This is a genomic window from Acinetobacter sp. V91_7 (assembly GCF_031799075.1).
Lineage (GTDB): Bacteria > Pseudomonadota > Gammaproteobacteria > Pseudomonadales > Moraxellaceae > Acinetobacter > Acinetobacter calcoaceticus.
This window is the reverse complement of the sequence record NZ_JAVQNT010000036.1, coordinates 1-21,990: the sequence shown is the minus strand read 5'-3', so window position 1 is coordinate 21,990 and position 21,990 is coordinate 1. Positions and strand designations below refer to the sequence as shown.

Annotated in this window: 23 protein-coding genes and 1 tRNA gene; 18 read left to right on the top strand and 6 right to left on the bottom strand. The window is 38.1% G+C overall.

Annotation, left to right across the window (positions count from 1 at the left end):
* Positions 1-127: 127 nt before the first annotated feature.
* On the bottom strand, positions 128-373 hold the full coding sequence (locus tag RMB03_RS11190) for a sulfurtransferase TusA family protein (protein WP_080027474.1): 246 nt from the start codon (positions 371-373) through the stop codon (positions 128-130).
* 374 nt (positions 374-747) lie between these two features.
* Here RMB03_RS11190 and RMB03_RS11185 point away from each other — a divergent pair, with 374 nt between their 5' ends.
* On the top strand, positions 748-960 hold the full coding sequence (locus tag RMB03_RS11185) for a cold-shock protein (RefSeq protein WP_000126912.1): 213 nt from the start codon (positions 748-750) through the stop codon (positions 958-960).
* A gap of 102 nt (positions 961-1,062) precedes the next feature.
* Positions 1,063-2,214, top strand: a complete 1,152-nt coding sequence (gene rhlB, locus RMB03_RS11180; protein WP_311076163.1) for an ATP-dependent RNA helicase RhlB — start codon at positions 1,063-1,065, stop codon at positions 2,212-2,214.
* Positions 2,215-2,253: 39 nt separating this feature from the next.
* On the opposite strand, the gene RMB03_RS11175 is transcribed toward rhlB, so the two are convergent.
* On the bottom strand, positions 2,254-2,634 hold the full coding sequence (locus RMB03_RS11175) for a hypothetical protein (protein WP_005046134.1): 381 nt from the start codon (positions 2,632-2,634) through the stop codon (positions 2,254-2,256).
* 210 nt (positions 2,635-2,844) lie between these two features.
* On the opposite strand from RMB03_RS11175, the gene RMB03_RS11170 reads away from it, so the two are divergent.
* The 12 genes from RMB03_RS11170 (at position 2,845) to RMB03_RS11115 (ending at position 15,199) form a co-directional block, all read left to right on the top strand.
* Positions 2,845-3,420 carry a nitroreductase gene (locus tag RMB03_RS11170; protein ID WP_003650741.1) on the top strand — a complete coding sequence of 192 codons (576 nt, stop codon included), beginning with the start codon at positions 2,845-2,847 and terminating at the stop codon, positions 3,418-3,420.
* 34 nt (positions 3,421-3,454) lie between these two features.
* Positions 3,455-4,528 carry an NAD(P)H-dependent glycerol-3-phosphate dehydrogenase gene (locus tag RMB03_RS11165; protein ID WP_003650743.1) on the top strand — a complete coding sequence of 358 codons (1,074 nt, stop codon included), beginning with the start codon at positions 3,455-3,457 and terminating at the stop codon, positions 4,526-4,528.
* A 56-nt stretch (positions 4,529-4,584) separates the two neighbouring features.
* Positions 4,585-5,040: a histidine phosphatase family protein gene (locus RMB03_RS11160; RefSeq protein ID WP_003650745.1), complete on the top strand. Its 456-nt coding sequence runs from the start codon at positions 4,585-4,587 to the stop codon at positions 5,038-5,040.
* 22 nt (positions 5,041-5,062) lie between these two features.
* On the top strand, positions 5,063-6,202 hold the full coding sequence (gene gspL, locus RMB03_RS11155; RefSeq protein WP_005039412.1) for a type II secretion system protein GspL: 1,140 nt from the start codon (positions 5,063-5,065) through the stop codon (positions 6,200-6,202).
* Positions 6,202-6,681, top strand: coding sequence for a type II secretion system protein GspM (gene gspM / locus RMB03_RS11150; protein WP_017388004.1), 480 nt, complete (start codon positions 6,202-6,204; stop codon positions 6,679-6,681). The genes gspL and gspM overlap by 1 nt, the downstream gene beginning before the upstream one ends.
* A gap of 89 nt (positions 6,682-6,770) precedes the next feature.
* Entirely contained in the window at positions 6,771-7,775 is a 1,005-nt protein-coding gene (locus tag RMB03_RS11145) for a quinone-dependent dihydroorotate dehydrogenase (RefSeq protein ID WP_311076157.1), read from the top strand.
* Positions 7,776-7,781: 6 nt separating this feature from the next.
* The gene (locus RMB03_RS11140) at positions 7,782-8,369 is read left to right on the top strand and encodes a CvpA family protein (RefSeq protein ID WP_311076155.1); all 588 of its coding nucleotides are present in this window, start codon (positions 7,782-7,784) and stop codon (positions 8,367-8,369) included.
* Between the two features lie 25 nt (positions 8,370-8,394).
* The gene (purF, locus tag RMB03_RS11135; RefSeq protein ID WP_017391993.1) at positions 8,395-9,936 is read left to right on the top strand and encodes an amidophosphoribosyltransferase; all 1,542 of its coding nucleotides are present in this window, start codon (positions 8,395-8,397) and stop codon (positions 9,934-9,936) included.
* A 78-nt stretch (positions 9,937-10,014) separates the two neighbouring features.
* The gene (locus RMB03_RS11130; protein WP_004643441.1) at positions 10,015-11,904 is read left to right on the top strand and encodes a M48 family metalloprotease; all 1,890 of its coding nucleotides are present in this window, start codon (positions 10,015-10,017) and stop codon (positions 11,902-11,904) included.
* A 100-nt stretch (positions 11,905-12,004) separates the two neighbouring features.
* A complete protein-coding gene (locus tag RMB03_RS11125; protein WP_311076152.1) occupies positions 12,005-12,652 on the top strand; it encodes a hypothetical protein in 648 nt (215 codons plus the stop codon).
* A gap of 11 nt (positions 12,653-12,663) precedes the next feature.
* Positions 12,664-13,629, top strand: a complete 966-nt coding sequence (locus RMB03_RS11120; RefSeq protein WP_311076150.1) for a D-glycerate dehydrogenase — start codon at positions 12,664-12,666, stop codon at positions 13,627-13,629.
* A gap of 142 nt (positions 13,630-13,771) precedes the next feature.
* Entirely contained in the window at positions 13,772-15,199 is a 1,428-nt protein-coding gene (locus tag RMB03_RS11115; protein WP_311076266.1) for a M48 family metalloprotease, read from the top strand.
* A 91-nt stretch (positions 15,200-15,290) separates the two neighbouring features.
* Here RMB03_RS11115 and RMB03_RS11110 read toward each other — a convergent pair whose 3' ends face one another.
* Entirely contained in the window at positions 15,291-15,737 is a 447-nt protein-coding gene (locus tag RMB03_RS11110) for a GatB/YqeY domain-containing protein (RefSeq protein ID WP_311076148.1), read from the bottom strand.
* 25 nt (positions 15,738-15,762) lie between these two features.
* The gene (gene rpsU / locus RMB03_RS11105) at positions 15,763-15,978 is read right to left on the bottom strand and encodes a 30S ribosomal protein S21 (protein ID WP_001136722.1); all 216 of its coding nucleotides are present in this window, start codon (positions 15,976-15,978) and stop codon (positions 15,763-15,765) included.
* A 145-nt stretch (positions 15,979-16,123) separates the two neighbouring features.
* Between rpsU and tsaD the strand changes: the two genes are divergently transcribed.
* Positions 16,124-17,134, top strand: a complete 1,011-nt coding sequence (gene tsaD, locus RMB03_RS11100) for a tRNA (adenosine(37)-N6)-threonylcarbamoyltransferase complex transferase subunit TsaD (protein WP_311076146.1) — start codon at positions 16,124-16,126, stop codon at positions 17,132-17,134.
* On the opposite strand, the gene RMB03_RS11095 is transcribed toward tsaD, so the two are convergent.
* Together RMB03_RS11095 and RMB03_RS11090 are read right to left on the bottom strand one after the other, a co-directional pair.
* Positions 17,127-18,224: a DUF6670 family protein gene (locus tag RMB03_RS11095; protein WP_311076144.1), complete on the bottom strand. Its 1,098-nt coding sequence runs from the start codon at positions 18,222-18,224 to the stop codon at positions 17,127-17,129. The two genes, tsaD and RMB03_RS11095, sit on opposite strands and share 8 nt — an antisense overlap.
* 110 nt (positions 18,225-18,334) lie before the next feature.
* On the bottom strand, positions 18,335-19,216 hold the full coding sequence (locus tag RMB03_RS11090; RefSeq protein ID WP_311076142.1) for an ATP-binding protein: 882 nt from the start codon (positions 19,214-19,216) through the stop codon (positions 18,335-18,337).
* 177 nt (positions 19,217-19,393) lie between these two features.
* On the opposite strand from RMB03_RS11090, the gene RMB03_RS11085 reads away from it, so the two are divergent.
* The 3 genes from RMB03_RS11085 to RMB03_RS11075 all read left to right on the top strand — a co-directional run bounded on the left by RMB03_RS11085 (position 19,394) and on the right by RMB03_RS11075 (position 21,882).
* Positions 19,394-20,902 carry a DUF3336 domain-containing protein gene (locus RMB03_RS11085; RefSeq protein WP_311076141.1) on the top strand — a complete coding sequence of 503 codons (1,509 nt, stop codon included), beginning with the start codon at positions 19,394-19,396 and terminating at the stop codon, positions 20,900-20,902.
* Positions 20,889-21,695, top strand: a complete 807-nt coding sequence (locus RMB03_RS11080; protein ID WP_311076139.1) for a protein kinase domain-containing protein — start codon at positions 20,889-20,891, stop codon at positions 21,693-21,695. Before RMB03_RS11085 ends, RMB03_RS11080 begins: the two co-directional genes overlap by 14 nt.
* Before the next feature lie 102 nt (positions 21,696-21,797).
* Positions 21,798-21,882 (top strand) — tRNA-Leu (locus RMB03_RS11075).
* Positions 21,883-21,990: the final 108 nt, after the last annotated feature.

Here is a 21,990-nt window from a genome sequence, read left to right as displayed (position 1 = left end):
TCCTTATAGGATCGGATGGGATAACCAATAAATTCATCTTAGTTTGAATCAGCTTCATAATTAAGGAAAATTGGGTAGAGAAATGTAAAATTTTATGCAATTTCTAATCTTTTAGTTTATCAAAGAATTATTGAGTTTCAATTAAATAGTGAAATTCTCTTTCGGAGATATGCGTGGTTTGACACATAAAATGATGTAAACCACAGTAACGAGTTACATCTATTTCACTATGGGGATCGGAAGATTTTAATAAAAATAGCTGTTTACCCGATACTTTTTTGAGTTCGCGTTTAAGCATTAATAAAGGCATCGGACAAGGTTGGCCCAAGGCATTAATTTCAATAAGTGCTGGAGTAGAAGAAGTGTTGGTCATTCATCATCAAAACAACTAAAAAGATTATTCTAACAAATTTTTTTATAAACACCGCACATTTTATAAAAGAAGAAACAAGCAATTACCTATAAAAAATATTGTAATAAGCTGTTTAAAAAAAGGACTAAAAATAGGGGGAATAATTGAAAAAAATTCTATTAATTGTCATAAACCCGTGGTAAGCTCGAACCGTTTTAGGATTTACCACACACTTAAATTGGTTTAAAATCCTATAACAAATGGATGTAACCGGAAATTGTTGATAGTTTCACAGAATGATTACAAGCTTTAAGATTATAAATATTTTAAAAACTTGTTTGCTCTGCTGTTTGCAACACCGGAAGGTCCTTTTTTCAACATCTGAGGATTGACTTATGACAGCTCGCGAACAAGGCGTAGTAAAGTGGTTTAACGACACTAAAGGTTTTGGCTTTATTCAACGTAACGGCGGTGACGACGTATTCGTTCATTTCCGTGCAATCGTTGGTGACGGTCACCGTTCTTTACGTGACGGCCAACGCGTAGAATTTAGTGTAGTACAAGGTCAAAAAGGTTTTCAAGCTGAGAACGTTCAGCCTTTAGACTAATTCATCTTTTGATGAATCATGGACGCTCCAATTTTTGAATTGGGGCGTTTTTGTTTATAATGATCTTCTCATTAGAGAGATTGTTTGTTAGAGCACGTATTTATGACATCTGGTTTTGAAACCTTGAATTTACATCCGCAACTTAAAAAGGCGATTGATGCTTTAGGGTTTAAGCAAATGACCCCGATTCAGCAAAAGGTTTTAAAATATACGTTGGGCGGGCATGATGCAATTGGTAGAGCACAAACAGGAACAGGTAAAACTGCTGCTTTCCTGATTAGTGTAATTAATGACTTGTTACATAACCCGATTCAAGAGCAGCGCTTTCGTGGTGAGCCACGTGCCTTGATTTTGGCGCCTACTCGTGAATTGGCATTGCAAATTGAAAGCGATGCGAAGTTACTCACAAAATTTTCAGATTTACACGTCGTGACACTATTAGGTGGTGTAGATTTTGATAAGCAAAAGAAACAGCTAGATGCTAATTTTGTCGATATCATGGTTGCTACGCCTGGGCGTCTAATTGATTTTGTAGAACAAAAAGAAGTTTGGCTCGATCAAATTGAATTCCTAGTAATTGATGAAGCAGATCGCTTATTGGACATGGGTTTTATTCCGTCTGTAAAACGTATCGTGCGTTATTCCCCGCGTAAGGAAGAACGTCAAACCCTCATGTTCTCGGCTACTTTTAGTTATGACGTGCTTAATTTGGCGAGACAATGGTTGTTTGAACCAATCACTGTTGAAATTGAGCCTGAGCAAAAAACCAATAACGATGTCGAGCAACGTGTTTATGTAGTAGCTAAACAAGATAAATATCGTTTGCTACAAGATATTTTGCGTGAAGAGCCTATCGATAAAGTCATGATTTTTGCTAATCGACGTGATCAAGTACGCCGTCTTTATGACCATTTAAAGAGAGATGGATATCGGGTCGGGATGCTTTCAGGTGAAATTGCTCAAGATAAACGTTTAAAAATGTTAGACCAGTTTAAGCAGGGTAAAAATAACATCATGATCGCAACTGATGTTGCTGGCCGTGGTATTCATGTTGATGGTGTATCTCATGTGGTTAACTATACCTTACCTGAGCAGTCAGACGATTATGTGCACCGTATTGGTCGTACAGGCCGTGCTGGGTCACAAGGTGTAAGTATTAGTTTTCTTTCAGAAGATGATGCTTTTTACTTGCCGGAAATTGAAAAAGCAATTGGTAAGAAATTGCCATTAACCCGTCTAGAGGGTTATTGCTAATAAAAAAAATCCCAATCATTTGATTGGGATTTTTTTTGATTAATTAATTTTGCAATAGAAGGTAAGTGTTGTTTGATAATCATCATCTTTTGCTAGAGATGCATTTTTACCAGTTAATGTACCAATCACACCAGCTGCTGCTTCGACCATTTGGCCTGTTTTCTCGCTTACTACATCTTTTAATACACCGTTGTATGTTGTTTTTTCATCTACAACAACGGGCGTAGTATTTTTTGAACAAGTTTTTTGAGCGGCAGTAATCGCATTATTTTTTGCAATTAGATTTGTTTTACCAATGCCTGTGACTTCAAATTGATTATTTTCTTTTTGAACCGCTAAGGTGTTTTTAGGGGTAGTGGCACAAGCTCCTAGTAATAAAACAACACTGCTCAACGCACTCGCTAAAATTATTTTTTTCATGTTTCACCTAATATCGTTAATCGTCAAAAGATCTCACTATTTGAACACAAGTTTTCTAATTGACTTTGAAGACGTTGTATTAGTTTTGATGTTTTGTCTTAAAAATATGTCAAAGCATGAGCTCGTTGTTTTTTATGTTCTAGATACAATGGTGGATTATCTGTAGATTATGCTAATCTATTTTGAATTTTTTGAGTTAGATCAATATTAATGACGGATTCAGCAACACAGATAATTCATCAGAATATTCACCAACGTCAATCTATTGGTCAATTGATTGAGCCTGCACCAAATGCAGATCAATTAGAGTTGGCCTTTCAAGCTGCTTTAACTGCTCCTGACCATCATAGGCTTAAACCAACACGTTTTGTCGTTATCGAGGCTGAACAACGTGCTGCATTTGGTGAGGTTTTAGCAAAAGCATTGGCTGATTTGGGTGAAACTGACTCAGCGCAACTTGAACGAGTTAAGCAACATCCTTTTCGCGCCCCTTTACTCATTTTAGCGCTTACGCAATTGCAAGACCATCCTAAGGTTCCGCATTTTGAACAGATTTTAAGTACTGGGGCTGCCGTACAGAACCTTTTATTGTCTTTACAAGTTCAAGGCTTTTCCACCATGTGGCGTAGTGGCGCGGTTGTTGAATCAAATTGGTTAAAGCAGCATTTAGGATTGCAACCACATGATTTAATTTCAGGTATTATTTATGTGGGCACAGCAGCTAAAGCGATTGCACCGCGTGCAGAGATTGAAAGTAAAGAATTTGTAAAGGTTTGGCAGGCTTAACGAGCCTCAAAAGTAAGAAATAGGATAATAAAGCATGGCTGAATTTAAGTTTACAGATTTAGTGGAACCTGTTGCGGTTGATAAAAAAACAGCATTACGTATTACTGTGTTAGGTGGAGGTAGCTTTGGTACGGCGATGGCCAATTTAGCTGCACGTAATGGTTGCGACACCATGATCTGGATTCGTGATGCCGAAACAGCAGAAGAAATCAATAAAACCCATATTAATAAACGTTATTTGCCAGACTTTGTTTTAGAGTCATCATTACGCGCTGTGTCTGATCTAGAACAAGCCGTGTGTGATCGAGATATTATTTTGGTGGCAATTCCTAGTCATTCATTTCGTGATGTATTAAAACAAATTGCGCCTTTTATTACGGCACAAGCGGTTGTCTCTCTAACGAAGGGCGTCGAGGCTAAAACTTTTAGCTTCATGAGCGATATTATTCGTGAAGAATTGCCGGAAGTTCCTTATGGTGTGTTATCTGGACCAAATCTCGCTAAGGAGATTATGGCAGGTATGCCATCGGGTACTGTTATTGCCAGTGATTCTGAGTTAGTTCGTTATGCTGTGCAGCATGCTCTTCATAGTGCTTTATTCCGAGTTTTCGGTAGTGATGATGTGCATGGTGTTGAACTAGGGGGCGCACTTAAAAATATTTATGCAGTTGCAATGGGAATTGGTGCTGCTTACAAGATTGGTGAAAATACCAAGAGTATGATTTTAACGCGTGCCTTGGCTGAAATGAGCCGTTTTGCAGTCAAACAAGGGGCAAACCCGTTAACGTTCTTAGGTTTATCTGGCGTTGGTGATTTATTTGCAACCTGTAATAGCCCTTTAAGCCGTAATTATCAGATTGGTTATGCTTTGGGTTCAGGTAAAACACTTGACCAAGCGAGTAAAGAGTTGGGGCAAACCGCTGAAGGAATTAATACGATTGTTCAAGTGCGTGGTAAAGCAGAAGAGCTCGACGTATATATGCCTATTACCAATGCTTTATATGAGGTTATTTTTGAGGGTGCGCCACCTTTAAATATTGCTTTATCTCTTATGAAAAATGGACACCGTAGTGATGTTGAGTTTGTTTTACCTCATCATGAAGTCTGAAGAAGAAATGTCATAAATTACGGTTATAATGCAAGAATTATTAACAAGGAATATTTATGCAACTGACATTGGTTCGTCATGGGGAAGCCGCTCCTCCAGTGAATGGTAATGACACTAAACGTCCACTTACCGCTCGTGGGCATGCTCAAGCTGAGCAGACAGCAACATTTTTAAAAGATATTGTTAAGCCTGATATTTTTGTAGTTAGTCCTTTATTACGTGCTCAAGAGACATTGGCGCATATTCAAGCTTATTTTAAAGATGTTCCTGTGTTGTTATGCGATAAAATTAAACCAGATGATAATGCGAAAGAAGCAGTTGAATGGTTGTCTCAGGTTCCTTATGAGTCAATTGTAGTCGTGTGTCATATGAACGTGGTAGGGCATATTGCTGAACTACTGACACATGAAAACTTTAATCCATTTGCACTTGCCGAAGCCCGAATTTATGATCAGGCTGTTATTGCAACTGGTTTATCAACACAAAAAAATAGTTTTATACCCACAATATAATTAAAAGGTCATTTAGCCCATTATGCTGTATTTATGGATGCCTGAAACCAATGGAATATGGCATTGGTCTAACGGAGAAAACTGGTTGCAGGCAGCAAGTCTTGATCAATTAATACAAGACCTGCAATTACATCAAGGAAAAGAAGCTGTCATCTTTTTCCCTAGTCGCCATGCTCAGGTACTCCAGCAGCACATGGCAAAGTCTCATTACAAACAACTTGGGGCAGATGGCGTTAAATATTTGCTTGAAGAATTTGTAACTTTGCCTATTGATCATATGAAAGTGGTGCATCATTTTCATGCTGATCAATTAACCGTATTGGGAGTGGCAAAAACAACAGTGGAAACATGGCAGCATGCAATGGCTTTACTGCCTATTAAACTCGTTGCTTTATTGCCAGACTTTCTAATTTTACCGGAACCTCAAGAGCAGCAAGTGGTCTTATGTAATATTGACCAGAAATTACTTGTGCGTGAAAGTAAATGGGTGGGTAATTCACTAGATGATTTAGCATTATTTTTAGAGTTTCAATCAGTCGAAACTCATTATCAATATAGTGGTTTGACAACAGAGCAACTCGAAAGTTTGGTGGCAGCATCGGATGCCGAGCATCATTCTGAATTTATCTATCAATTTCAGGGTTTAGATAAACCTAAACAGCATCCTTTTAATGTTCTGCCTAAAGCTAAAGGGCAAGAGCACACGGTTTCTGGTTATTGGAAAGCGTGTGCTGCTATTGTTTTAGCAATTATAGTGGTCCAGTTCAGTTATGATTTATTGCGTTGGGTAAAATTAAGAAATGTAGCGAATCAAACCGCCGAACAGACGGTCGAGCAATATAAATATTGGTTTGGTCCTTCAAGTCGGGTAAATGAGCAAAATATAAAAAGCCAATTTGAAAGTCATTTACGCATGAGTAAGCAAGGTGATACACAAGCACTTTCTTTATTGAGCCGTGTTGGTCCTATTTTAATGCAAAGACAAATTTTAGCTCAGCAGTTAGCTTATGATGCATCAACACTAACTATGGCATTAAAAGCAAAGTCGGCAGATGATTTGCAAGCTTTAACACAGCAACTTAACCAGCAGGGATTCAAAGCGGAGCTAGGTAATGTTCAAGCCGATGGTGGTGGGGCAATTGGGGTGGTGAAAATACAATAATGAAAATGATAACTCAATTGCAAAACCGCTTTGACCAGTGGATTGAACAAGTCACTCAATATTTAGATCGTTTAACTGTACGTGAGCGGGTTATGGTGGTCTTTACTACAATTTTTGTTGTGGTTGCCATTGTAGGTGCTTCACTTTGGAAAATGCATTCCTTGGCAGAACAACAGCAAAAACGGTTAAATGATTTAAAAGATTTAATGGTATGGATGCAGAGTAATGCAGTTACCATGAAACCAGCGAATGAACTCGAATTAGGCCAATCGGAAAAAATACAACGAGTAGCTCAGCAGCAAGGCTTAACAGTCACTTCTCAACAAAATGGTGAGCAGTTACAAATTATTGTTACTCATCAGAATTATGCAATTTTAGCGAACTTTTTAACCCAACTTGCGCAAATGGGCTTAAGTATTGAAAAAATGGAAATGGTTTCAAGTGATGGACAGATTAAATTAACAGCGACGGTTCAATAACATATTAAAATATGGTGTTCTTAAGCATGGTGTTTTGTGCTACCTGTGCCTATAATATGCCTACCTAAAATCAGTAGACTGTGATTGGTATGTTATATTCACTTGCTCGCCCGATGTTGTTTAGTTTAGCACCAGAGCGTGCCCATGAATTAACATTATCTATGCTTGATAAAGCACATAAGTTCGGCCTGCTGCGCCAGAGCGTAGAATCAAAACCGACAACCTGTATGGGAATTGAATTTCCAAATCCGGTAGGTTTGGCAGCTGGACTTGATAAGAATGGTGCACATATTGATTCTTTAGCCGGACTGGGTTTCGGTTTTATTGAAATTGGAACAATTACACCTCGTCCTCAATCGGGTAATCCACAACCACGATTGTTCCGTATTCCTGAAGCGAAAGCCATTATTAACCGCATGGGTTTTAATAATGATGGTGTTGATAAACTTGTTGAGAATGTCAAAGCTTCAAAATTTAAAGGAATTCTAGGCATTAATATTGGTAAGAATGCAGATACGCCTGTAGAAAAGGCTGTTGATGATTACCTGATTTGCCTTGAGAAAGTTTATAACTACGCTTCTTATATTACCGTTAATATCTCATCTCCAAATACTAAGAACTTAAGAAGTTTACAAAGTGGTGATGCATTAACTGAATTATTGCAAACCTTAAAAGAAAGACAACTTGAGCTTGCCGAGCAATATAACCATTATGTTCCTTTGGTTTTAAAAGTTGCGCCTGATTTAACAGCAGAAGATGTCGAGTTTATTGCAGCACAATTATTGCAATTTAAAATTGATGGTTTAATCGTTACCAATACGACTTTATCTAGAGAAGGTGTAGAGAATCTTCCTTATGGTAATGAGTCAGGTGGCTTATCAGGTGCGCCTGTTTTTGAAAAAAGTACCGAATGCTTACGTTTATTTGCCCAAACGTTAAAAGGACAAATCCCATTAATTGGCGTGGGTGGAATTTTGTCGGGTGAACAAGCAGCAGCCAAACAACAAGCTGGAGCAACACTAGTACAGATCTATAGCGGATTGATTTATACCGGTCCTATATTAGTAAAACAATGTGTTGCAGCCATGATTTAAGTGAATATGAACACAATTGATATCATTATTCTGATACTTTTGCTCATTGGGGGGCTAAACGGTTTGCGACAAGGATTTATCAAAGCCTTTGCGAACTTGGTAGGATGGATCATTGCATTAATTATGGGTGCAAAATATGCTGTCCTTCTTGCGCCGTCCATGTCAGGTTTAAGTCATGATCCGGTTGTTCAAAAAATTGCAGCTTTCGCATTTATCGCACTTATGATCATTGTTTTAACATGGATCGTCACTGCATTTTTAAATGGCCTCTTGAAAAGTCTGAAATTGGGGCCATTAAATCGTTTAGCGGGTGGTGCTTTTGGTTCTTTAAAAGGCTTGTTGGTTGTGTTGATTACAATGCAGGGGGTAGGGCCTTGGGTTGAAAGTTCACCACACTGGAAACAGTCCAAACTTATACAATTTTTAATGCCTTATGCGCCTTTAGCTACCGAATTGTCTAAAGATGCAGCAAGTGAGGCATTTCATCAAATAACATCTGGAGGTAGTGCATCAAGCACCCCTTCAAAACCAATGGACGAATCGGAAAATTTAGAAAACCGATCCGACCATTCGACAAAGAATCCTTTTTATTAATTCCTAGCTTGTCTGCGAGGTTGCTATGTGTGGAGTTGTTGGTATAGCCGGTAAATCGCCAGTGAACCAAATGTTGTTTGATGCTTTAACGATGTTGCAACATCGTGGGCAAGATGCAGCTGGAATAGTAACCTGCCATGAAGGCCGTCTTTTCCTTCGTAAGGATAACGGTATGGTGCGTGATGTTTTTCATACTCGTCATATGAGAGCATTACTTGGTAATTATGGTATTGGCCATGTACGTTACCCAACTGCTGGTTCTGCTAGCAGTGCTGAAGCACAACCATTTTATGTGAACTCACCTTACGGTATTACGCTTGCACATAATGGTAATTTAACCAATGCTGAAGATATTCATGATGACCTGTTTAAAACAGATTTACGTCATATGAATACAGATTCGGACTCAGAAGTTCTTTTGAACGTATTCGCGCATGAGTTGCAGAAGAACGGTACTTTAAACCCTACACCAGATGATATTTTCCATACAGTTACTCGTGTACACGAGCGCTGTCTAGGTGCATATGGCGTAGTGGCGATGATTACCGGTCATGGTTTGGTTGGTTTCCGCGATCCAAACGGTATCCGCCCACTCATTTATGGTTCACGTATGACTGAACAAGGCGAGATGGAATACATCATCGCTTCTGAATCAGTTGCTATTACAGCGCTTGGTTTCAAAATTGAGCGTGACATTGAACCTGGTGAAGCAATTTTTATCACTGCTGATGGTGAGTTGTTCTCAAGACAATGTGCGGCTAATCCAAAATACCGTCCATGTATTTTTGAATATGTTTATTTTGCACGTCCTGATGCCATTATTGACGGAATTTCAGTTTATAAAGCCCGTTTAAAAATGGGTGAAAAGCTTGCTCATAAAATTTTACGTGACTGGGGTGAAGACCACGATATTGATGTGGTTATTCCAATCCCAGATACGAGCCGTACTTCAGCATTAGAACTTGCAAATATTCTAGGTGTTAAGTTCCGTGAAGGTTTTATGAAAAACCGTTATATCGGTCGTACCTTCATTATGCCAGGTCAGCAACAGCGTAAAAAATCTGTACGTCAGAAATTAAACCCTGTTGAGTTGGAATTTAAAGGCAAGAACGTTTTATTAGTTGATGACTCAATTGTTCGTGGTACAACCTGTAACGAAATCATCCAAATGGCACGTGATTCTGGTGCAAAAAAAGTATACTTTGCATCAGCTGCACCTCAGGTTATGTATCCAAACGTTTACGGTATTGATATGCCTGCTAAAACTGAGCTAATTGCTTCAGAACGCAGCGTAGAAGAGATCCAAGAAATTATTGGTGCGGATCGTTTGGTTTTCCAAGAATTGGAAGACTTGAAAAATGCTGTACGTACGAGCAAAGTGCCTGATCTAACTGAGTTTGATTGCTCTGTATTTGATGGAATCTATGTAACAGGTGATATTGATGGTGCTTATCTAAATAATTTGGAGCAGAAGCGTAATGATTCTGCTAAAAAGAAAAAAGATGGTTACATTGATGTTAATGTTGATGCTGCTTCTGTAGATTTAACAGGCATTAAAGAAGAATAGGAATAGCTGAAAAAAGCGGGTGTTTCCCGCTTTTTTCTTTTATGATTAAACCTAACAATGTAATTGGGATTATTTACATTGAAAGAAGTAAGCCACTATCTAATCGAAAATAAGAATATGGCATGGTCCATCACTATGTGTTTGGTTGCTGTGCTGCTTACTATTTTTATTTTAAATTTAATTTTAGGTTTGCTCGTTCATTTTTTTGATTATAGTCAGCCAATTTGGTGGCATACTTTAAGTCCTTATTTTGTCGCACTATTACTTTTTATTATGGTTTGGTCTGTAGTTACCGAACTTTATATCCTGCGTAAAGGTGGACATTCTTTAGCGAAACAACTTAAAGCACGTCGTTTGGTGAAAGAAGAAAGTACCCCAGAAGAACTTGCAGCATTAAAAATTACAGAAAATTTGGCGCAGAATTTCTCACTAAAAGTTCCAACCTTGTATGTTTTACCTGATGAAGTTGGGGTCAATGCACTCACAGCAGGTTTTCACCCTAAAGATATTGTGATTATTCTGACATGGGGAGCCTTGCAGAATCTGGATAAACTTGAACTATATGGCTTGTTGGGCCATGAGTTTAATCAGATTTTATCGGGGGAGGCAGTTGAAAACACTAAATTAAAGATTTTATATAGTGGTTTAACAACTTTTAGTCAGTGGGGGAGTAAATTAGCGAAACAAGGTTTTAAACGCTATAGCCCAGGTTATAAGCATAAGTTTGAAACCGTCTTTGTTGCAGTTGGTGGGGTAATTTGGTTGGCGGGTAGCCTTGGTGTATTGATTACTCGATTCATTAAGTATTTAACTTTGAGTGGCCGCACATTTCGTAATGACCAAAAAACAGTACGGTTATTAAAAAATAGTGCGAATACCCAGACTTTATTGCGTATTTATGTTCATCATTCCGGTTCTCAAATTCATAGTGCTTATTCAGAATCAATCGCACATATGTGTTTTGCAAACTCACTTAGCCCTCAAAGCTGGATGAATATTCATCCGAGTATTCGTGAACGCATTTATGAATTAAACCCGACTTTGCTTCAAGATTTACAATTAGAAAATTTGAAAAAACTACGTAACCGTCCGTTATTTAGCTTATTTCATTTTTTAGAGGAATCTGAGAAAGAAATTTATATTCCGTGGTCATCTCCACAGCCCTTGCCTTTACTAAGGTTGTCGCCTATTAGTTTTGCACTAAATGATGCGATTAAGCCCCTTAGTAGTGATGTGCGTCGCAATAAAAAGCGCCCTGAGCTAATTCAGCGTGCGCTACAAACGGCTACAGGGTCACGTGAAGTAATGGTGGCTATTTTGATGATTCGTCAATATCGAGAATTCATCCCTAAAGATGCGCCAGTTAGCCATGCCATTATTGATGCCTTATTAAATCTGGATGGTCGTATTCATATTCAGATATTCCATGATGCCTGTAAAAACATTGGACATATGCCGGCAAGCATTGCGCGGCAATTTCTCACAAAACTAGCGCTCATTATTCAAGAAGATGGCGAGATTGGGTTGCTGGATGCACTTTTGTTAGAACGGGTTAAATATGAACTGAATTTGATGCCGCTGCATTTACCAACTGCATTTGAAGAAGTAAAACCCCAAATTGTTCGCTTGGTTGATGCTTTACTTCATGTTCAACAAATTAACAGCCCAAATCAGTTAGAAGTCCGTGATCGTATTTTACGTTCTTTGCTCAATCCTGATGAAATGAATATTTATGATGAAATTTCGGATGAGCCTTTAGATTTGGCTGAAATTTTAAATGATATTGCGGGTTTATTGTTACGTGACCGTCTGAGTATTTTAGCGATTGCGGAAATGTGCTTGTGGAGCGATCGCATTATCACTCAAGATGAGTTGGATGTACTTGAATTGCTTTATTGGCGTTTCGGCTTTGAGACAGAAGAAATTGTTGAGCAAATGCAAAAAAGAAATAGTGTTATGATTATTTAAAAGACATCTACAATTATAAAAACAGCTGAACGAAATAAAACACTGAAAAAAAAACTGAAGCCCGTTAGAATGTAGATTGAGTAGAGGTATTGATTCAAACATGATTGGGCAGCAAAGAAATATACTGGCAACTTTAGGAATTGATTTATGGATTCCTAAGACACAAGTGTGCCAAAAAAATAATGCTCAAAGCCTTTGGCGAGATCATGTTGTTGAAGAACCTGAACCGATTATATTGCCTTCTGTAGAACCAGTCGTTCCTGAGCAGCCTACAAAGCCACAAATCAACGAGATTCCAAAAGTTGAACCTGAAATTGTGGCACCAGTCTCAATAGATGTTCAGCCCGTTATAGCACCTCACAATGAAGTGCAAGTACCTGTAATTAAGATTGCATCATTTGAGTTGCAGGCTTTTTCTCTTGAAAAATGTGTTATTTTTTTGGATGTTACGAATTTAAGCGAAGAAGAAAAACAGCTTTGGAGTAACATACAAAAAGCAAAAATAGGGCAGTATGCTGAATTGAAATGGCCTTTCCCTTTAGCGACTTATCAAGATCAACGGGGCGCTGGTTCATATATACAAGGCTTTTTAGATGCTGTTGCAGCAGAGAAAAAGATATTGTGTCTTGGTGACTGTTCTTATATTCAACACGCGAATATTATTTATTTAGCAAGTTTAAAAGAAATGCTGGAGAAACCACTCCTTAAAAAAAGGTTATGGAAATTAATGCAAGATAACAACGAGTAGTAGGGATTTACATGAAAAAAGTTGTAGTATTTAGCCAAATTGATGAAGAAATTTTGTCTCAATTACAACAGAATTATCATGTTGTAGTTCTTAACCCAAAACTGGGTGATATTAATGAACAAATACGACAACACGTTGTAGATGCTGACGGGATGATTGGTGCAGGACGGTTACTGAATGAAAGTAACCTTGCACCAGCCCAAAAACTAAAAATTATTTCATCTGTAACGGTGGGCTATGACAATTATGATCTGGCTTATTTAAATCAAAGAAAAATCTGGTTATCAAATACGCCTCATGTTTTAACAGAAACAACAGCTGATCTTGCTTTTACATTATTACTAAGTGCTGCTAGAAAAGTTCCTTTTCTTGATCATTGGACAAAGCAAGGTGAATGGAAAAGAACTGTAGGGCCTCAGCAATTCGGTTTAGATGTTTTTGGAAAAACACTAGGAATTATTGGACTTGGCAATATTGGGGCTGCAATTGCTCGACGTGGTTTTTATGGATTTAACATGAATATTGTTTACCATAATCGTCGTGAAAAGCCTGAATTAGCTGAGCCATTAAACGCACAATATCTTGGTTTGGATCAATTACTACAACAGTCTGATTTTGTAGTAACCGCAGTTGATTTAAATAACGAATCGAAAGCTTTAATGGGCAAAGCTCAATTTGAGCTTATGCAAAAACACGCTATTTTTATTAATATTGCGCGCGGTTCGGTAGTTGATGAGCAAGCTTTGATTGAGGCTTTGCAGCAAAATCAGATCTTTGCTGCTGGTTTAGATGTGTATGAAAAAGAACCTTTACAAGATTCAGCACTTTTTAAATTGCCGAACGTAGTCACTTTACCTCATGTTGGTTCAGCTACTGCTGAAACCCGTAAAAAAATGGCAAATCTTGCCTATAAAAATCTGGTTGAGGCTTTAGAGGATAAAACACCTAGATATCTGGTAAACCCAAACTTTATATAAGTGATGAATAACACTTCATTGCAAAACTAGTCGATTTCCAGTGATATAGTAAAAGTCTATTGATTGAACATCATTTTTTATGGTTCACATCAGTAGACTTTTTTTATGGTTTAATTTTAATAGAGAAAAACTTTTGAGATTTTTGCCAGTTATTTTAAGTGCGACTTTTATAGCAAATGCTGCGTATGCACAGTCTTTCGACCCTCGGTCATCTGCGAATCAGGTGGAAATTCCAAATATTGGAAGTGGGATAGGTTTGCTTGATCAGCAAAAAGAAAAATTTATTGGTGAAAAAGTATTCCGTGAAGTTCATAAACAAATGCCAGTTCTCCAAGATATCTGGCTCGAAGATCAATTTTTCCAAGTATTTTCAAGTATTTTGAGTGAGACTCAACTTGGTCAGCCTATTGGTCTAGTTGTAATTAAAGATCCACAAATCAATGCATTTGCTGTTCCGGGTGGCTTATTCGCGCTTAATACTGGCCTTATTGCTTCAGCTCGCAATATTGATGAAATTGCTGGGGTTATGGCGCATGAAATTGCACACGTATCTCAAAGACATTTTAGTCGTTCAGAGGAAGCCTTTAAGGGGCAAACTTTATTAAGTTTGGCTGGGCTTTTGGCAGGTGTGGCAATCGCTGCACAGGGCGGTGGAGATGCTGGGGCAGCAGTGATGTTGGGAACACAAGCTGCACTAATGGATAGCCAGTTAACATATAGTCGAAATCAGGAGCGTGAAGCAGACCGTATCGGCATGCAATATATGTATGCAGCGGGTTACAACCCTCAAAGTATGGCAGACTATTTTGAAACAATGCACCGTGCGACGAGTCGGGTAAGTTTTTTACCAGATTTCTGGTTGACTCATCCATTGACGACTGAGCGTATGAGTGAAGCTCGACTTCGTGCGAACCAGATGCCTAAAGTCAAAAATCGCATATATGATGCTGATTTTGAAATTTTAAAATGGTACACAATGGTGGTTTCAAATCAGGCTACTGAAAATCAACTACAGAGTTTGGCCTCTCAAAAAAATATTGCAGGTCTTATTGCTTTGGCAGCTTTTTACGTAAAACAAGGTGATTATGCACAGGCACAGTCTACCTTAGATCAAGCCAAATCTAGCGGAAAACCTCTTGTTGTGCTATTGCAGACAGATATTTATCTAGGGCAAAACAAGCTGGATGAAGCCTATACTTCAATTGCTTCTACACAAATGACTATGCCTGAAAATAGAGCTTTCAGCTATAAATTGGCTGAAGTGCTATTACGTCAAGGAAAATTTGCACAAGTTCAAACGCTTGTTCAGCGATTTATTAATAAAAACCCAAGAGATATACAAGGTTGGCAATTTTTACAGCAAGCTGCTAATTTGGACAAGGCAGGAAAGTTGAGAGCCGTTAATGTTTTGCGCTATCGAGCAGAAGCTGAATATTGGTCGGGGAGTGAAGAGAATGCAATTAAATCGATGTTGCATGCTCAACGATTAGCAAAAGACAATCAAGCAATGTCGGCTAGAATAGACAGCAGATTAAAACAAATGCAAGATGAGCGACGAATGAAAATCTAAAAATATATCTTTTAAATTTTTTTAGATATGCGAATATGCACAAACTAAAAGGAATTTTGGTTTGAAGGAATATAAAATTTAAGAGAGGAAATTAAGCTAATTTAGCTTTAATTTTTGCTGAAACGATAGAAGGATCGGCACGCCCGGCTATGATCGGACGTAGAGAATTCATCACCTTACCCATATCTTTCATGCTAGTTGCTTCTTGAGCAGAAATCGTTTGCTCAATGAGAGAATCAAGCTCTTCCTCAGTCATAGCTTCTGGTAGAAACTGAGATAAAATCTCAGTTTCGGCTTGTTCTTTACTAGCTAAATCATCACGACCAGCACCTTCAAAGGCTTTGATCGATTCTTTACGTTGTTTAATTTGCTTTTCAATGACCGCAAGAACCTGAGCGTCGCCAAGCTCTATGCGCTCATCGACTTCGATTTGCTTAATTGCTGCTTGTAGACTACGCAAAACCGTCACTGTTGCCATATCTTTGGCACGCATAGAAGTTTTTAATGCATCAGTAATTTGGTTTTTTAAAGTAGTCATAATTCAGCAGTCAATCACAAATTAATTAGTAAAGGCGAGTAGTACGTACAGATTCGCGAGCCAATTTCTTTTGGTAGCGTTTAACTGCAGCAGCTTTTTTACGCTTACGTTCTTGAGTTGGTTTTTCGTAGAATTCACGTTTACGAACGTCAGCTAAAACACCAGCTTTTTCGCATGAACGTTTGAAACGACGGATAGCTACGTCAACTGGTTCGCCTTCTTTCAACTTAACTTGTGGCATGTAAAATCCTCTAGATTATGGATAAGATCAAGCACACTATTGTGCCGGATCACAAGTGAAGGTCAGTATTTTACTCATTTACAACTCATATCACAAGTCTATAATAGCGATTGCAATATTTTGACTCATATAAAAGGCAGTTTTGATGATTGTTTTAGGCTTGGAAACTTCTTGTGATGAAACAGGGTTGGCACTTTATGATAGCGAACTCGGCTTGCGGGGACAGGTTCTTTATAGCCAGATTAAACTTCATGCCGAATATGGTGGAGTAGTACCTGAACTTGCTTCTCGTGACCATGTTCGTAAATTAATTCCTTTAATGAATCAACTGCTTGAACAAAGTGGAATAAAAAAACAAGAGATTGATGCAGTTGCTTATACGCGTGGTCCTGGCTTAATGGGAGCCTTAATGACAGGGGCTTTATTTGGAAGAACTTTAGCTTTTTCTTTAAATAAACCTGCAATTGGTGTTCATCATATGGAGGGGCACATGTTGGCACCTCTACTTTCAAGTCAGCCACCCGAATTTCCATTTGTGGCTTTATTAGTTTCAGGTGGACATACACAATTAATGGCAGCTCACGGCATTGGTCAATATGAACTTTTGGGTGAGTCTATTGATGATGCAGCTGGAGAAGCTTTTGATAAAGTTGCAAAAATGATGAGCTTGCCATACCCAGGCGGTCCCAATATTGCAAAATTAGCTTTAAGTGGTAATCCGTCAGCATTTGAATTTCCGCGACCTATGCTTCACCAAGGTTTAAATTTTTCTTTTAGTGGTTTGAAAACAGCGGTTTCTGTGCAATTGAAAAAATTGAATGGTGAAAACCGAGACGCGGATATTGCAGCTTCATTCCAAGAAGCAATTGTAGATACCTTGGTAAAAAAATCAGTAAAAGCTCTAAAGCAAACTGGACTGAAACGTTTAGTTATCGCAGGTGGCGTAAGCGCAAATTTACGATTACGTGAACAGTTGGAAACTTCATTGGGTAAAATTAAGGCACAAGTTTACTATGCTGAACCTGCCTTATGTACTGATAATGGTGCAATGATTGCTTTTGCTGGTTATCAACGGTTAAAAGCAGGCCAACATGATGGTTTGGCTGTAACCACGACACCACGTTGGCCAATGACGGAACTCACTATTCCTATTTAAAAGCTTCTTGGTTTTCGATATCAATGTATTCGATATAACCACGGCCTTGAACTTCATTGCCGAAGTAATTACCAGTAAATTTATAGCCACTAGCATAACCACGCCCATGACCATAGCGGAATGGGCAGTCAATTTCTGCCTGAATATTCAAAATAATTTGTTTATTCTCATTTCGAGCAATCCACGAAAAGTATTTCGGAAGTCGCATCTTTTCCCCAGTCAGTGAGATGTAGTCATCGACTTGATGAGAAATAACGTCAAAGCTAACATCTGTATAAATTTCAGCTGGCTGATCAAGATATCTAATATGCAGGCTATAAGCTACCGTCTTTCCTGCAATATCTGCTTTAGTAAGAAGAAGTTGAGTGGTCTCGTTTAAATTAATAATTTGATAAGTAAAAAAATCAAGCGGCAGTTTATAAGCGTCAGGAAGAAGTTTGTTTATAAAACTATGTGGACCAGCTGTTCGTGCATATTCATACGTACAGAGTCCTTCACTTTCAATGCGTTCTGCTTGATAACTTAAAAAGCCTTTAAATTTTGCTAATAAACTAAAATGATCATAAATTGGTGTTTTTATAAACCACGAAACATGTGTTGTAACATCAATATCAAAGTCGAAATCAAGCCCATCATAATGTCCATGGATATGAACTTGCGGGAATTTTCCTTGAATTGAAATTTCTTTGCCTAATTCTATTAAGCTTCCATCTTTATTAATTTGTGTATCTTTGGGAATGATATAAGCCTTAAGCAAAGCTTGCTCAACCGCGGCAGTACTTGAAAAGAACGTGGCTGTTTTTCTTGGGTCTTCATTAATTATGTTGTCATGATCAAAGGCTAGCACACCAGGCGTGCCTAATAAAATCATAATGTTTAGATAACGATGCGGTTCGGGTAAAAGTGGAAAAAAGATACCGTAATGTGTCCAGCTATAATATTTTTCGTCAACTCGTGGGCGGATGATATGAGGCTGAGTAAAAGGAAGAGTTGAGTATTTTTCTGCTTGATCCAAGGCACCTTGCGCGAGCAATAAGCTTTTACCAAGGACTTTGCTGCCTATGGAAATTTTTGGCAATTGTTTTTTCATATATAAACCTAAATAAGGATAGGACTATCTTTGTTTTAGGTTATGAAAAACAACTGCCAAATCTAAGCGGTTTTCAGGCCAAAGCCAAGGCTTTGCGGGACATTCGTCATTTAATTATTAGACAACAGTTTTAACCCATTTAAACCAATCCAGTGCTTTGAAAACTGGTAAGCAGCACGACCAGAGCGCTGACCACGCATTTGGCACCAACGTAAACTCTCGGCACGAACTTCATCATTAAAAGGCATATTTGCCTTTTGAATATAATGTTCTACGATTTCTAAATATAAATTCTGATCCATTGGATAAAAAGATAACCACAAACCAAAACGATCTGACAAAGAGATCTTTTCTTCAATCGCTTCTTGAGGGTGTAGTTCAGTATATTGAGGAACATCGACCTTGGTTACAGGTGTATTTTCATGCATGAATTCGGGTAACAAATGGCGACGATTACTGGTCGCATAAATAATAAAATTACTCGCACCAGATTGTAATGAGCCATCCAATACACTTTTTAAACTACGATAGTTTTCATCTTCAGCATTAAAAGCCAAGTCATCGCAATATACGATGTATTTTTCAGGTCGATTTTGAATGAGTTTTTGAATTTTAGGTAAATCTGCCAAGTCATCACGTTCTATTTCAATTAAACGTAACCCTTGAGGGGCATATTCAGTCAATAAAGCACGAACAATAGATGATTTACCTGTACCACGTGAGCCAGTTAAAAGTACATCATTTGCTGGTAAGCCATTTAAAAATTGCAAAGTATTTTGGATGATTTTTTCTTTTTGGCGTTCAATGCCTTTTAAGTCATCTAAATAAATATTCTTTGGAGTATAGATGGCTTTAAGTTGCTGATTTTCCCATCTAAAGGCAGGTGCAGTAAAATCTGTCTCTTGTTTAGGTTCAGGTAAGACCTGCTGTAACTGATTTAATACAAGTGATAATGTCTGAACTAAATTGTCTGGTAAATCAATGGTAGCCATGGTAAGTCAATCATGTTAAACAGTAATTTACTAGGATACTAACACCGAAATTAACAGGCTGACAAAAAAGTTGTTGCTATACAGTTTATCAGTTTTGCAATTGATTGAAATCTTCAGACCGCGCATAGTGTGGTTATGTCTATTCAGTAAAATCATCTGTGAAGATGAGGACGAAATATGTTTGAAAAAATACGAAGTGATATGAATCCGCATCAGGCTTACCGTATCAAAAAATTACAACGTCAATTAGACATGGCTGAATCTTATGAAGAGTGGAAGTCTTTTGCATTAAAACTAGATGAAGAAACAGGGGTGCAAGAGTGGAAATTCGATAATAGTTCACCTTATTTTGATGCAGAACTCATTTCTTATCGATATACCTTACTGAAAAGATATCGTCAGCAACATCGAACGCTAGACCTCATTTATTTACTCAAAGAAGGCCTAACCTACGATATTGCAAATATTGGTCACCCAATGCTTTTTGCTGCAACGCATGTGGGCACAAAAAAACTAATTGAGGATTATATTGAAGAAGTTAGCCAAAGCTTGGCGTATATAGCTTCAAGTGAATGTATTACTTTCCAACGCAAAGAAAAAATTGAGTTTTTTGAAAATTGTGAAAAAGCATATGGACAACCGGCTCTTATGTTCTCGGGTGGAGCGACTTTGGGGCTTTTCCACACAGGGGTTTGTAAAGCTTTAATTGAACAAGATTTAATGCCTAAAGTGTTGTCTGGCTCAAGTGCAGGGGCAATTATGACAGGCATGCTTGGAACTTCTGCCAGTGAAGATGTTCAAAATTTATTAAATGGAGAACAATTCTTTAGCGATGCTTTCCATTTTAGAAAACTTCGTGAACTCATTAAGGGAAATGGTGGAATTGCCGATGTGCACTATTTGAAAAAATTCCTTGTTGAAAACTTAGGGGATCTTACTTTTGAGGAAGCTTTCAAAAAATCTGGTTTAAATATTAATGTTGCGGTTGCACCCTATGATGCAACAGAAAACCCGCGAATTATGAATGCCATTATGACCCCTAACGTTTTGGTATGGAGTGCTGTGTTGGCTTCATGTGCTGTACCGGTATTATTTCCACCAGTGCGTTTAACCAGTAAACGTTATGACGGTGAACATACACCTTATATGGCAAATACAAAATGGGTTGATGGCAGTGTAAGAAATGATTTTCCACAAGAAAGAATGGCACGTCTATATAATTTAAATTACACCATCGCCAGTCAAGTGAACCCGCATATTGTGCCATTTATGCAAAATGATGCAGATCGCTTTCGTAAAGACGTTTTAAGTTGGCCCGAACGTATTTTAAGACGTCAAGGCAAAGTACTATCGATGGGACTTATGGACTTTACGCGTCAAAGACTTGGTTCTATTTCTCCGATTAGGAGATTACTCGATCATGGATATGGCGTAATGGGGCAGCGTTATTATGGCGATGTTAATATTATTGCTAAATATGGCTTGAGTCACTATACCTATACTTTGCAAAACCCGCGTCCACATTTGTTTAAACGTTTGCAACGAGAAGGGGAACGCGCGACTTGGCCAAAAATTTCTTCGATTGAGACCCATGCTCGTATTGGCAAGACGATTCAGCATTGCTTGGAAGTTTTACGTTTTGAAGAAAAGCAACAACAGCCAGAGTCATACTATGTTGAAGCATGAGTTTGCTTCTCATATAGAAAACTTAACATATGTTACAAAGCCCAGAAGTTCAGCTTTAGGACGGCATCTATGGGCATGTTCTGTAGATGCTAGAAATTACTGGTTAAAATATCATTTACCTGAAACGCATGTTCAAAGTGAGCAAGACTTCATACACGAACAATTGTTTTACGAAGAAATTAATCACAAGAACCCTGCGTGGCTTTTACCCTATAAATTAATCGAAGTTACTGCACTTCCTCAATTAAACCATTCTTTAGGTCAGGTTTTAATTTTACCTGATACTGATTTGTGGTTTGGTTCATTGCCTCATGAAACTCATTTAACAGATGTGTACCATACAATTTTGTTCGCACTAGATAAGCTTGCGGAACTTCATAGATTGGGTTGGATTCATGGGGATATTAAGAAAGAGCATTTTCGAAAGTTTCAGCAAAAACCTTACTTGATTGATTTTGAGAAAGCCCGACTTTTGACGAGTTCAGATTCAGTGATGGATGCAACACCACATTATATGGCACCTGAACTCTATCAAGGTCATGGCAAGAGTGTGCAAAGCGATTTATATGCACTTGGAATTGTTTTGTATGAATGGTTAGCCCAAACTCGCTTAGATGCAGGGAATTACTATGATTGGGCAGTATTGCATTGCCAAAATTTAACCATTCAATTACCAACACAGTTTATGAATTTTTATCCATTCCTTTCAGGTTTATTGCAAAAACAACAAAAAAATAGGTTCGCAAACGCGTTTGAAGCGCTGAATTGTTTAAAAGCACATTCAAACTTATAAAAATCATCGATCTAGTATCTGTATACAATTTACACGGTCAGTTTTTTTTAGAAAAAAAACACTTGTCACTGTTAGATCTTATCGCTAATATACACAGCCATCGGGGGCGTGGCGAAATTGGTAGACGCACTGGATTTAGGTTCCAGCGCCGCAAGGTGTAAGAGTTCGAGTCTCTTCGCCCCCACCACTTTAAGTTAAATCTTAAAGTTGATTTGGATGTTAAGTCATCTAGATCTTGGAAGAGGATTGGTGTAATGGTAGCATGACGGTCTCCAAAACCGTTCGTCAAGGTTCG

Excerpts from the sequence above, each read along its gene's own strand:
- RMB03_RS11190 (WP_080027474.1), bottom strand. The coding sequence starts at position 373 with ATGACCAACACTTCTTCTACTCCAGCACTTATTGAAATTAATGCCTTG.
- RMB03_RS11185 (WP_000126912.1), top strand. The coding sequence starts at position 748 with ATGACAGCTCGCGAACAAGGCGTAGTAAAGTGGTTTAACGACACTAAA.
- rhlB (WP_311076163.1), top strand. The coding sequence starts at position 1,063 with ATGACATCTGGTTTTGAAACCTTGAATTTACATCCGCAACTTAAAAAG.
- RMB03_RS11175 (WP_005046134.1), bottom strand. The coding sequence starts at position 2,634 with ATGAAAAAAATAATTTTAGCGAGTGCGTTGAGCAGTGTTGTTTTATTA.
- RMB03_RS11170 (WP_003650741.1), top strand. The coding sequence starts at position 2,845 with ATGACGGATTCAGCAACACAGATAATTCATCAGAATATTCACCAACGT.
- RMB03_RS11165 (WP_003650743.1), top strand. The coding sequence starts at position 3,455 with ATGGCTGAATTTAAGTTTACAGATTTAGTGGAACCTGTTGCGGTTGAT.
- RMB03_RS11160 (WP_003650745.1), top strand. The coding sequence starts at position 4,585 with ATGCAACTGACATTGGTTCGTCATGGGGAAGCCGCTCCTCCAGTGAAT.
- gspL (WP_005039412.1), top strand. The coding sequence starts at position 5,063 with ATGCTGTATTTATGGATGCCTGAAACCAATGGAATATGGCATTGGTCT.
- gspM (WP_017388004.1), top strand. The coding sequence starts at position 6,202 with ATGAAAATGATAACTCAATTGCAAAACCGCTTTGACCAGTGGATTGAA.
- RMB03_RS11145 (WP_311076157.1), top strand. The coding sequence starts at position 6,771 with ATGTTATATTCACTTGCTCGCCCGATGTTGTTTAGTTTAGCACCAGAG.
- RMB03_RS11140 (WP_311076155.1), top strand. The coding sequence starts at position 7,782 with ATGAACACAATTGATATCATTATTCTGATACTTTTGCTCATTGGGGGG.
- purF (WP_017391993.1), top strand. The coding sequence starts at position 8,395 with ATGTGTGGAGTTGTTGGTATAGCCGGTAAATCGCCAGTGAACCAAATG.
- RMB03_RS11125 (WP_311076152.1), top strand. The coding sequence starts at position 12,005 with ATGATTGGGCAGCAAAGAAATATACTGGCAACTTTAGGAATTGATTTA.
- RMB03_RS11120 (WP_311076150.1), top strand. The coding sequence starts at position 12,664 with ATGAAAAAAGTTGTAGTATTTAGCCAAATTGATGAAGAAATTTTGTCT.
- RMB03_RS11110 (WP_311076148.1), bottom strand. The coding sequence starts at position 15,737 with ATGACTACTTTAAAAAACCAAATTACTGATGCATTAAAAACTTCTATG.
- rpsU (WP_001136722.1), bottom strand. The coding sequence starts at position 15,978 with ATGCCACAAGTTAAGTTGAAAGAAGGCGAACCAGTTGACGTAGCTATC.
- tsaD (WP_311076146.1), top strand. The coding sequence starts at position 16,124 with ATGATTGTTTTAGGCTTGGAAACTTCTTGTGATGAAACAGGGTTGGCA.
- RMB03_RS11095 (WP_311076144.1), bottom strand. The coding sequence starts at position 18,224 with ATGAAAAAACAATTGCCAAAAATTTCCATAGGCAGCAAAGTCCTTGGT.
- RMB03_RS11090 (WP_311076142.1), bottom strand. The coding sequence starts at position 19,216 with ATGGCTACCATTGATTTACCAGACAATTTAGTTCAGACATTATCACTT.
- RMB03_RS11085 (WP_311076141.1), top strand. The coding sequence starts at position 19,394 with ATGTTTGAAAAAATACGAAGTGATATGAATCCGCATCAGGCTTACCGT.
- RMB03_RS11080 (WP_311076139.1), top strand. The coding sequence starts at position 20,889 with ATGTTGAAGCATGAGTTTGCTTCTCATATAGAAAACTTAACATATGTT.